Origin of the sequence: Limnohabitans sp. DCL3 (assembly GCF_048019295.1) — a bacterium.
In the GTDB taxonomy this organism is placed as follows: domain Bacteria; phylum Pseudomonadota; class Gammaproteobacteria; order Burkholderiales; family Burkholderiaceae_C; genus Limnohabitans_A.
This window is the reverse complement of sequence record NZ_CP171842.1, coordinates 629,348-639,141: the sequence shown is the minus strand read 5'-3', so window position 1 is coordinate 639,141 and position 9,794 is coordinate 629,348. Positions and strand designations below refer to the sequence as shown.

General features: G+C 58.6%; 12 protein-coding genes. 2 read left to right on the top strand and 10 right to left on the bottom strand.

All coding sequences use genetic code 11. From position 1 onward, the window contains the following. Positions 1-80 precede the first annotated feature (80 nt). Complete coding sequence (locus ACHEXK_RS02865) at positions 81-1,364, bottom strand: TolC family protein (RefSeq protein WP_416547866.1); 1,284 nt, start codon at positions 1,362-1,364, stop codon at positions 81-83. A 280-nt stretch (positions 1,365-1,644) separates the two neighbouring features. Here ACHEXK_RS02865 and ACHEXK_RS02860 point away from each other — a divergent pair, with 280 nt between their 5' ends. Continuing rightward, entirely contained in the window at positions 1,645-2,247 is a 603-nt protein-coding gene (locus ACHEXK_RS02860) for a response regulator transcription factor (RefSeq protein ID WP_416547864.1), read from the top strand. A gap of 112 nt (positions 2,248-2,359) precedes the next feature. Here the strand turns inward: ACHEXK_RS02860 and ACHEXK_RS02855 are convergent, their stop codons facing one another. The 6 genes from ACHEXK_RS02855 to ACHEXK_RS02830 all read right to left on the bottom strand — a co-directional run bounded on the left by ACHEXK_RS02855 (position 2,360) and on the right by ACHEXK_RS02830 (position 5,962). Continuing rightward, positions 2,360-2,674 (bottom strand): addiction module antidote protein, encoded by a 315-nt coding sequence (locus tag ACHEXK_RS02855; protein WP_416547863.1) that lies wholly within the window; start codon positions 2,672-2,674, stop codon positions 2,360-2,362. Next, the gene (locus ACHEXK_RS02850; RefSeq protein ID WP_416547862.1) at positions 2,671-2,997 is read right to left on the bottom strand and encodes a type II toxin-antitoxin system RelE/ParE family toxin; all 327 of its coding nucleotides are present in this window, start codon (positions 2,995-2,997) and stop codon (positions 2,671-2,673) included. The genes ACHEXK_RS02855 and ACHEXK_RS02850 overlap by 4 nt, the downstream gene beginning before the upstream one ends. 19 nt (positions 2,998-3,016) lie before the next feature. Further along, the gene (locus ACHEXK_RS02845; RefSeq protein ID WP_416547861.1) at positions 3,017-3,973 is read right to left on the bottom strand and encodes an integrase; all 957 of its coding nucleotides are present in this window, start codon (positions 3,971-3,973) and stop codon (positions 3,017-3,019) included. A 129-nt stretch (positions 3,974-4,102) separates the two neighbouring features. Continuing rightward, positions 4,103-4,360 carry an Arm DNA-binding domain-containing protein gene (locus ACHEXK_RS02840; RefSeq protein ID WP_416547859.1) on the bottom strand — a complete coding sequence of 86 codons (258 nt, stop codon included), beginning with the start codon at positions 4,358-4,360 and terminating at the stop codon, positions 4,103-4,105. A 238-nt stretch (positions 4,361-4,598) separates the two neighbouring features. Beyond that, a complete protein-coding gene (locus tag ACHEXK_RS02835) occupies positions 4,599-5,003 on the bottom strand; it encodes an RNA-binding S4 domain-containing protein (RefSeq protein ID WP_416547857.1) in 405 nt (134 codons plus the stop codon). Further along, positions 5,000-5,962 carry an SDR family oxidoreductase gene (locus tag ACHEXK_RS02830; protein ID WP_416547856.1) on the bottom strand — a complete coding sequence of 321 codons (963 nt, stop codon included), beginning with the start codon at positions 5,960-5,962 and terminating at the stop codon, positions 5,000-5,002. Before ACHEXK_RS02830 ends, ACHEXK_RS02835 begins: the two co-directional genes overlap by 4 nt. Before the next feature lie 47 nt (positions 5,963-6,009). On the opposite strand from ACHEXK_RS02830, the gene ACHEXK_RS02825 reads away from it, so the two are divergent. Beyond that, positions 6,010-7,050 (top strand): CDP-6-deoxy-delta-3,4-glucoseen reductase, encoded by a 1,041-nt coding sequence (locus tag ACHEXK_RS02825; protein ID WP_416547854.1) that lies wholly within the window; start codon positions 6,010-6,012, stop codon positions 7,048-7,050. A 142-nt stretch (positions 7,051-7,192) separates the two neighbouring features. Here the strand turns inward: ACHEXK_RS02825 and ACHEXK_RS02820 are convergent, their stop codons facing one another. From ACHEXK_RS02820 to ACHEXK_RS02810, 3 genes are read right to left on the bottom strand one after another with little or no spacing between them, the layout of a single operon-like run. Continuing rightward, entirely contained in the window at positions 7,193-7,909 is a 717-nt protein-coding gene (locus tag ACHEXK_RS02820) for an ABC transporter ATP-binding protein (protein WP_416547852.1), read from the bottom strand. 1 nt (position 7,910) lies between these two features. Continuing rightward, entirely contained in the window at positions 7,911-8,696 is a 786-nt protein-coding gene (locus ACHEXK_RS02815; RefSeq protein ID WP_416547851.1) for an ABC transporter ATP-binding protein, read from the bottom strand. 11 nt (positions 8,697-8,707) lie between these two features. Further along, complete coding sequence (locus tag ACHEXK_RS02810) at positions 8,708-9,784, bottom strand: branched-chain amino acid ABC transporter permease (RefSeq protein ID WP_416547849.1); 1,077 nt, start codon at positions 9,782-9,784, stop codon at positions 8,708-8,710. Positions 9,785-9,794: the final 10 nt, after the last annotated feature.

Sequence of the window (9,794 nt, the reverse complement as noted above, 5' to 3'; positions counted from 1 at the left end):
GGAGTCGTCTGATGCTGTTGGGGTGGCGCCTGGCCACCCCGAAATTCGATACCGAGAAGGGTCTGACCTGGTGGGTCAAATCACTGAGCGCTGTAGCTTTGCGCCAACTTGCCCAAGGCAGCCGTGATGCGGTACTCCGCGGCTTTGACCTCGTATTGCGCCAAGGCTTCGGCTTGCTGGTAGCTGGCGTATTCGCTCTGAATGTTGAGCAAGTCCAGCAAGGTGCGACGTGCCAAACGGAATTGCTCTTTGTAGCCCGACACCAATTTGGCACCCTGGGTACGTTGCTGGGTGGCCAGACCCAAACGCGCCTGGGCCGAAGCCTGGTCGGCATAGGCCAAACGCAGCCGCTCTTTCACCACAAGTTCTGTTTCAGCCAGCGTATCTTGAGCCGCTGCGGCTTGTGCCACGGCCGAGCGAACACCCGCATCCACTTGACCGCCTTGGTAAATGGGCAGACTGAACGTGACCGTGGCGACGGATTTGGCACCCGTAGCCACGCCCATGAATTGGCGACCCAGACTCAGGTCCAGCGTAGGGTTGTGCAGCGTCTTGGCCGATTGCACGCGGGCTTGCGCTTCTTCGTGCTGGGCTTGCGCCTGTGCCAGTGCGGGACTTGTCATGACCGACAGCGCCTGCAGCGTGTCTGCGGGCACGGCTTTGGGCAATGAGGGATAGCGCCCAAAAGCCGAAGCCTGGCCCACATCTGAGGTAAAGCGAGAGAGTTTTTCCTGTGCCTGCTTGAGTTCGGCCTGTCGCTGAGTCAGGTTGGTCTGGGCTGCATCCAGTCGCACCTGTGCTTGAGCCAAATCCAGTGACCGACCGGCATCGACGGCCACAATTTTCTGAATATCGCCCAAGATGGCGTTGTGCTCCGATACGTTTTGTTGGGCCAGTTGCACCATCTGGTGGCCACGAACCACGGCCAACCACGCTTCAGAGACTTGCAATGCGATGTCATCACGGCTGACTTGCAGTTTGGCGTCTGCCACCTTGGCCGCGCTTTCGGCGCGTTGAATTTCAGCCCGAACTCGGCCATTGAGCGGCACGCTCCAGGCCAACCAAGGGGTTGCCATGGGTTTTTGGTCAGCATCGCTGCCCTTGATGTGGGTTGATGAGGCGTTCAGAGACAGGGTGGGCATCAGAGCGCCTTGGGCACGCTCTGTGTCGGCCCTCGCGCTGTCCACACCGCTGGTGCCTGCCTTGATACCGGGATATTCACGCAGCGCCTGACGAATCGCGCTTTCAAGCGATTGGGCCTGGGCCGCTGAAAACATCAAAGACAAACTCAGTGCGCTGAACACGGCATGGCGCTGAAAAACGTGGGTTTTGCCGTTGAATTGAAGGCTAGAAGTAGTCTGCATGATGGGGGTCCCCTGAGGTTGCGACCACCGAAAACGCGCCGATGCGATCAGCCGAAACGATGGTGGGTTGATGACTTTGAACAAATGTGTCAAAAGTATCAAAAACAACCTTTTTCGACTATTAGCTCTTGAGCTAGCAATTCATTGTTGTATTGGCAATTTTTGCAATCTTGTTTGTTTTTAGAAAAGATCAGCTATTGAGCTAATAGCTAATCGTGATCGCCCCGCTTAGGATGACAGTTTGACCCTAGCCTGCTCGCTGCTCCTCACCCACGCCTCCATGCAACATGTTTATGTGATCGACGACAACAAAGTGGTGGCAATGGCCATCAGCGAGACTTTGCATCGGCTGGGGTATTCGACCGAGGTGTACAACGATCCCTTGGTTTTTTTGCGTGAATCGATGCCTGTATCGCCTGCGGTGATCTTGCTCGACATGCGGATGCCCTCCATGTCTGGCGTCGAATTACAAAAGCGGTTGCTGGAGCTTGGGCGCAAAACGCCCATCATTTTCATCAGCGGCGAGTGGCAATCGAGCGAAATCGTGATGGGTATGAAGCAAGGTGCCCTGGATTTTCTGTTCAAGCCCTTCAACCTCGATGAATTGCTGACGGTGATCCAGAAGGCCTTGAGCAAAGACTTGCAGAACTCATTGGCAACCTCGCGTCAGTTGTCGATGCGCGAACGCTACAACAGCCTGACCCCTCGCGAAAAGGAAGTGTGTGCCTTGCTGGTGGCAGGTTTGTTGAGCAAACAGGTGGCTGCCCAGTTGGGCATCACCAACGCAACGATCAAGGTGCACAAGTCGCGCGTCCTAGAGAAGATGCAGGCCACCTCGTTACAACAGCTGGCACTGGCCATGCAGCAACTGGACTTGCCATGAACGGACAGGCTGTCAAGCCAGGCAATGGGCCGTCCAATTGCGCCACTTGCAAGATCAAGGTCTAAGCTGAGCCTTTAAGCAGTTCGCCGGGGGGGGGCGGGGTTGTGCATGTTCATGCGTGTTCTGTGTCATGAACAGCAGGCGCTACGCTCAGGCGTAGGCCAACGGCATGCAGCACCTTGTTTACAGTGTCCAGTGTCGGGTTGCCGTTTTCGTTCAATGCTTTGAACAATGACTTGTCGCCCAATTCGGCTCGGCGGGTCACTTCGGCCATGCCGTGCGCCTTCACCACTTGGCGCAACGCCACCAACACGGCGGCAGGCTCACCAAGCTCCATCACAGCATCCAAGTAGGCGGCAGCTTCGGCTGGGTCGGTCAGTGCCTTGTTGAGTGAGTCGGCATAACTCTTGTCGCGTGGTGCATTCATGGTTTACCCCTTTGCTTCCAGTCATTCAGGTAGTCAATGGCTTTGCCAATTTCTCGGTCTTGCGTGCTCTTGTCACTCCCACAAAGCAGCAGCACCAGTACAGAACCCATGCGGCTCAGATACACGCGATAGCCCGGGCCGTAGTCAATCCGAAGCTCTTGGACACCTTCGCGCAATGGCTTGCAGTCGCCAAAGTTGCCCGCCTCCACTCGTGCCAGTCTGGCTCGAATTTTTGCCCTTGCAATTCGGTCGGGCAGTGCCTCAAGCCAATATTCAAAAGGTGCATGACCTTCGGTGTCTGTGTAGATTCGAATTTCCATCATGGTATCTCAAAGAATACTGCTATGCAACAACCCTCGGTGCAATGTGCACCACGCTGGCGCTGGTCTCGGTCAGGAAGCGGTGCAGTGTTTCTAATGCCTCCAGCTTTTGCGGCGCGTAGTCATGCCCGTCATAACTCGCTGCTTGCACCCCCGTCACGCCATGGCTCAGCAAGTGCCCCCGGGTTTCTTGGCTGACGCGCAGGCTGGCCAATGCAGTCTCCACGCCGGAACGGATGCGCTTTGCCTGAAACTGGCCCACGGGTTTATCGGTCGGCACCCATTCCGGTCCAGTGGCTGCATCTTTGGCCCAATCTGCAATCGCCTTGGCGCTCACAGGTGACGCGCCACCATCCACAGACAAAGGGAACTCACCGGGGTTCAGCGACAGCAAGGCGTCCAAGGCTTCACGGGCGGCAGGCAGCAGCGGGATGGTGTACAGCCTTGCGCCTCGGCCTGTGCGCCCCTTGGCATCCAGCAGGGTGATAGCGCCCTCCCCCACGTTGGTCCTGACCAGCTGGCGCAGTTGTTCAATGCGTTGGCCACCGGTCAGCAAGTGCAGGTGCAGCACGGCACCCCGGACCCCTTGCAGCGGCTCGATGGCTTGCCAATACTGGCGCAAGTGCACGGGCATCAAAGGGTTTTTGTCGGGCACCAGCTTGATGGCCACGGTCTCGGCGGCGGGATTGTGTTGCACCCCATATCTCTTGAAATGAACGGGCACCTGGAGGCTCAGCTTTGAAGTTCTGGCCATCTCAAAAGCGGCGCGGCAGTAGCTTCGGACCTTGCCAGCAGTTCGCTCTTTCCCGGCTTCGCTCAGGCCTCGCAGCAAATCCGCTACTTGCTCAGCGGTAACCAATGCGGCGGCGGTGTTTGCCAGTACAGGACTTCCCTCGGTCAGGTGCCGCTTGAAAATGCCCCGGACCTTGGCGTGCGAGGTCTTGCCCTGGCGCTCCAGCTCGTTGGCGTAATCGGCCATCAAAGCCCCAAAGGTGAAATTGGCGGCTCGTTCTTTTTCAGCTTCGGCCTGAGCTTGGGCCGCTTTTTCCTTCGTCTCCCCGGCCCTTGGGTCAATGCCTTGCTCAGCCAGGCCCCGCAGGCGGTGGGCCTATTTCCTCGCCAGGTCCAGCCCAACAGCGGGCCACTCGCCCAGCGCACGGGTGAATAGTTTTCCCTTGATGCGCGTCTCAAACTGCCAGTGCTTGCCCCCGGCCTTGGTGATACGAAGACGAAGGCCTTTTTTTACTGTATCTCGCAGCAAGACAAAGGCTACGCCATCAGGGCAGGCGGCGCGTTCAAGCAGTCCGTGCGTCAGGTCGTGGGCAGCGGCGTAGTCAATCGCAGCTGTCTTGCTTGGTCGTGCCATGCTGGCCTCTGTTCGTTTTACAGACTGTTTACAGACTGAACACCCCCATTTTGGGGAATATCAATCAACAACTGAGGCTGTAAGCCTGTCCAGAAAACACCGCTAAGTTGTTGATTTGTATTGATTGCATCCACACCAATCAACATTGCCAAATGAATACCCCAGGGGACTCAAAATCCCCCGCCGCAAGGCGTGCCGGTTCGAGTCCGGCCCCGGGCACCCAACAAAATCAATCGCCTCATTCATCGATCCCCGCACTCCAGCGGTCGTTCCAGTTGCGCTCGATTTGCCTGCGGTCGCGTTTGGTAGGTCTGCCCTGGTCAATGCTGAGTGCAGGCTCACGGGCCAAGCGGTGCTGCTCGGCGGCTTTTTCGCGGGCAGCGATGCTTTGCGGGGTTTCTGTGTACAGCAGCTGAGCCACAGGTGCCGGGCCGCGCAGACCACTCAGGCCCTGCACCACCACTGTGCGCGCCACGGCACCTTGGCGCAGACACACCGTGTCGCCAGGTTTGACTTCTTTGCTGGGCTTGGCATCTTGCCCATTGACCTGCACACGGCCCTTGCCGATCTCTTCGCTGGCCAGGCTGCGGGTTTTGTAAAAACGGGCCGCCCACAACCATTTGTCAATGCGCAAGGATGTCATCCCGCCCCCGAAAACAAGGCGCCTTGAGGGCTCAAGCCGTCGCGCACATGCGGGTAATGCAAGCGGATCTTCAATTCTTTTTTCATGCGCGTGTTGTCCAGCCGCCGAGACTCGCTCATGAAGCTCAGCAGCATCAAGGGCAAAGCGGTGTTGGCATCATGGCGAGAGATGCGTGGTGGTTTAGGCAGGCCATAAAGACTGGCGGCCAGGTCAAAGTAGTCGCCCATTTTCAAATCGGTGTCGTCGGTGACGTTGATCACCCGCTGCGGCTTGCCCCGCCACAACGCTGCGGCACAGGCACGGGCCAGGTCATTGGCATGGATGTGGTTGGTGTACACATCTTCTTTGGCCACCAACACCGGCGTGCCTTTGAGCAAGCGCTCACGGGGGGTGCCACCTGCGCGGTCGGGCGCGTAAATGCCGGGGATGCGCAACACACTGACCCGAATACCGCTGCGGCCCAAAAAACGCATCAGCTTTTCGGCATCGACACGGCGTTGGGCACGGGGCGTGTGGGGGTTCACGCGGCGGGTTTCAAGCACCCGCTCGCCCGCACAGTCACCATAGACCCCCGTGGTAGATCCATAAACCAGCGTGTGCGGTGCTGTGCGCAAACGCAAAGCACGCACCAAGGCCAAGCTGCGCGGATCGCGCTCAGACGCCCCGCGTTGGTCGGTCGGCGGTGGCGCCAGGTGGATCACGCGGTGTGCGATGCCGGCCAAGCGCTTCAAACTGGCTGCATCGTCCAAGTTGCCCAGCAAGGGCGTGATGCCACAGGCCCGCAGCAACCGCACGCGTTCAGGCGATGACGTCAAGGCCATCAAGCGCACGCGCTGGCTATGGGGGGCGCCCAACTGACCTGCTGTGCGCAAGCCCACATCACCGCAACCCACGATCAAAACACGCTGACGGCGGAAACGGGCAGGCAATGCGCCCAAGGGGGTTTGGTTTGAAGGCAAAATCAGGGGTTCCGGGTCATATTCACGCCCTCTAGGATACCCAAAAGATGAGCTTCCAAATTTCTGTACAGCCCAGCGGCCGCAGCTTCACCGCCGACACCCACGAAACCCTGCTGGCCGCGGGCATCCGCCAAGGCATTGGCCTGCCCTACGGCTGCAAAGACGGTGCTTGCGGTTCCTGCAAATGCAAAAAAATCTCGGGCACCGTGGTGCATGGCCCGCACCAGGACAAAGCCCTGTCTACAGAGGAAGAAGCCCAGGGCCTGGTGCTGACTTGCTGCGCCACCGCCCAAAGCGATGTGGTGCTCGAATCCAAGCAAGTCACGGCCGAAGGCGGCTTGCCCGTCAAGAAGATGCCGGTGCGCGTGATCAGTCTGGAGAAGAAATCACACGACGTGATCGTGCTCAAACTGCAACTGCCCGCCAACGATGTGATGAAGTTTCACGCGGGCCAGTACATCGAGTTTTTGTTGCGTGACGGCTCACGCCGCAGCTACAGCATGGCCAATGCCCCGCACACCCTTGAGGTGGCGCCACCCACGGTCGAGCTGCACATCCGCCACATGCCTGGCGGTAAGTTCACCGACCCGGTGTTCACCACCATGAAGGAAAAAGACATTCTTCGGGCCGAAGGCCCTTACGGCAGCTTCTACCTGCGTGAAGACAGTGACAAGCCGATGGTGCTGCTGGCCTCAGGCACGGGTTTTGCCCCCATCAAGGCGCTGATTGAGCACATGCAGCACCGCGGCATCACCCGCCCGGCCACCCTGTACTGGGGCGGCCGCCGCCCGGCCGATTTGTACATGGCCGATTGGGTCGAGGCCCGCTTGGCCGAGATGCCCAATCTGCGCTATGTGCCCGTGATCTCGAACGCCGAGGCCGAAGACCAGTGGACAGGCCGCACCGGCTTTGTGCACCAGGCGGTGTTGCAAGACTTCCCAGATCTGTCAGGCCACCAGGTTTATGCCTGTGGTGCCCCCATCGTGGTGGACTCGGCCAAGCGCGACTACGTGGCGCAAGGCGGCTTGCCGGAAGAAGCGTTCTACGCTGACTCTTTCACCTCCGAGGCGGACAAAGCCAAAATCTGAGGAGAAAGGTGCCCTGACAGCTTGGTCTTGGCTGTGGCCATCCATGCCACCTGCGCAAGGGCTGGATGGGGGCTGAAGAACCTCAAAAACAGCCCGGCATGCCGGGCTGTTTGGTCAGAGAACGGCCAACACTGGGGCCAGATCATTCACCCAAATAGGCCGCACGCACCTTGGGGTCCTCGAGCATGTCTTTGCCCACACCGCTCATGGTGATGAGGCCCGAGTCCATGACATAGCCACGGTCGGCAATGGCCAGCGCACGGCTGGCGTTTTGCTCCACCAGCAGCACGGTGACGCCTTGGGCGTACACATCGCGCACCACCTCGAAGATCTTGTCAACCATGATGGGCGACAATCCCATGGACGGCTCATCCAGCAGCAACACCTTGGGGCGGCTCATCAGGGCTCGGCCCATGGCCAGCATCTGCTGCTCACCGCCGGACATGGTGCCGGCCAACTGGTCCTTGCGTTCACGCAGACGCGGAAAGATGGTGAACATCTTCTCGATGTCATCGGCGATGGCACCCGCGTCAGAGCGGATGTACGCACCCATTTGCAGATTCTCGATGATGGTCATGCGGGTGAACACACCACGGCCTTCGGGCACCATGGCCAAGCCCTGCTTGACCAGATCCCAGGGGCCTTGCCCTTGGATGCTCTTGCCCAGGTACTCGATGTCACCCGCTTGCAAAGGCAAAGTGCCGGTGATCGCTTTCATGGTGGTGGTTTTGCCCGCACCGTTGGAGCCGATCAGCGAGACCAATTCGCCTTCGCACACTTCGAGGCTCACGCCTTTGACCGCCTGAATGCCGCCGTAGCCGACTTGCAGGTCTTTGACTTTCAAAAGGATGTCGGCCATCTCAGTGTCCTCCCGTGCCCAGATAGGCTTCAATCACTTTTTCATTTTTTTGCACATCGGCAGGGGTGCCTTCAGCAATTTGCTTGCCGTAGTCCAGCACCGTGACGCGGTCGCACAGGCCCATGACCAATTTCACATCGTGCTCGATCAACAAGATCGTGCGGTTGTCCTTGCGGATTTGGTCGATCAACTCGCGCAGCTGCACTTTTTCGGTCGCGTTCATGCCGGCAGCGGGTTCGTCCAGCGCGATCAGTTGCGGATCAGTGGCCAAGGCGCGGGCGATCTCCAGGCGGCGTTGATCGCCATAGGACAAGGTTCGGGCTTTGTAATCAGCGAACTTGCCAATGCCCACATAGTCGAGCAATTCTTGCGCGCGTTGGGCAATGGCAGCCTCTTCGGCCTTGAAGCTGGGGGTGCGCAAAATCGCCCCCAGCAAACCCGAATGGGTGCGCACATGGCGGCCCACCATCACGTTTTCGAGCGCCGTCATTTCGGCGAACAAGCGAATGTTCTGGAAGGTGCGGGCAATGCCCGCCTTGGCCACCTCGTGCACAGCGGTGGGTTGGTAGGGCTTGCCGGCCAACTCAAAAGTGCCGCTGTCCGGCGTATACAGACCCGTGATCACGTTGAAAAATGTGGTCTTGCCCGCGCCGTTGGGACCGATCAGGCCATAGACCTGCCCCCGTTGAATGGTGATCCCCACATCGGAGAGTGCCTGCAGACCGCCAAATCGCTTGGAAATGCCAGAAACGTTGAGTACGGTGTCTTTATTGGCTGTTGGATTCATGTTCTGCTCCTTCATTTCGTCATGAGCGATTTGCGATGCTCAGGCGAAGGCCCCAGTCCCCGAGGACGCATCAGCATGATCACAATCATGGCCAAAGCCACGAGCAGTTGACGCAAGATGGAAGCGTCCAAGCGACCACCGGTCATCTCTTGCAAAGGGCCGGCCACATAGCGCAGCACCTCGGGCAAGGCCGACAACAAGATGGCCCCCAAAATCACACCCGGCAAATAGCCCAGGCCACCGAGCACCACCATGGCGACGATCATCACCGACTCCATCAGGCTGAAGGATTCGGGCGAGATGAAGCCCTGGAAGCCAGCAAACATCGCACCCGAAACGCCCCCAAAAGTCGCCCCCATGCCGAACGCCAGCAATTTCAGGTTGCGCGTGTTCAGTCCCATGGCTTTGGCGGCAATTTCGTCTTCGCGGATCGCCATCCAAGCGCGACCAATTCGGGAGACCTCCAAGCGGTATGAGATCAAAATGGTCACCAGCACCAAGCTCAGGAACAAGTAGTAATACAGCGAGACGGAGGCAATTTCAAAGTCACCGATCATCAGCTTCTTGCCAAGGTTCAGGCCAAAGATCGAAATGGGATCGATTTGGTCCAGACCCTTGGGGCCGTTGGTGATGTTGACCGGGTGGTCCAGGTTGTTCATGAACACCCGGATGATTTCACCGAAGCCCAAGGTCACGATGGCCAAATAGTCACCACGCAGCTTGAGCGTGGGCGCGCCCAGCAACATGCCAAACAGCCCTGCCAGAGCAGCCCCTACAGGCACGATCAGCCAGATGGGCATGTGCATCCCCGTGGGATAGGCTGCAGCAATCCAGGCGAAGGTGTTGGTCAGGTGAGGTGATGACAGCAAGCCATACATGTAGGCCCCTACCGCGAAGAAAGCCACGTAGCCCAAATCCAGCAGTCCGGCATAGCCCACCACGATGTTCAGGCCAACGGCCAACAAGATGTACAGCAGGGCCATGTCGGCAATGCGAACCCAGGCGTTACCGAAAATTTGCAAGACCAAGGGCAAAGCGATGAGCGCTGCGCCGATCAGGATGGTTTGAAGTGTTTTGTTGTTTTTCATGTTTGCCTCC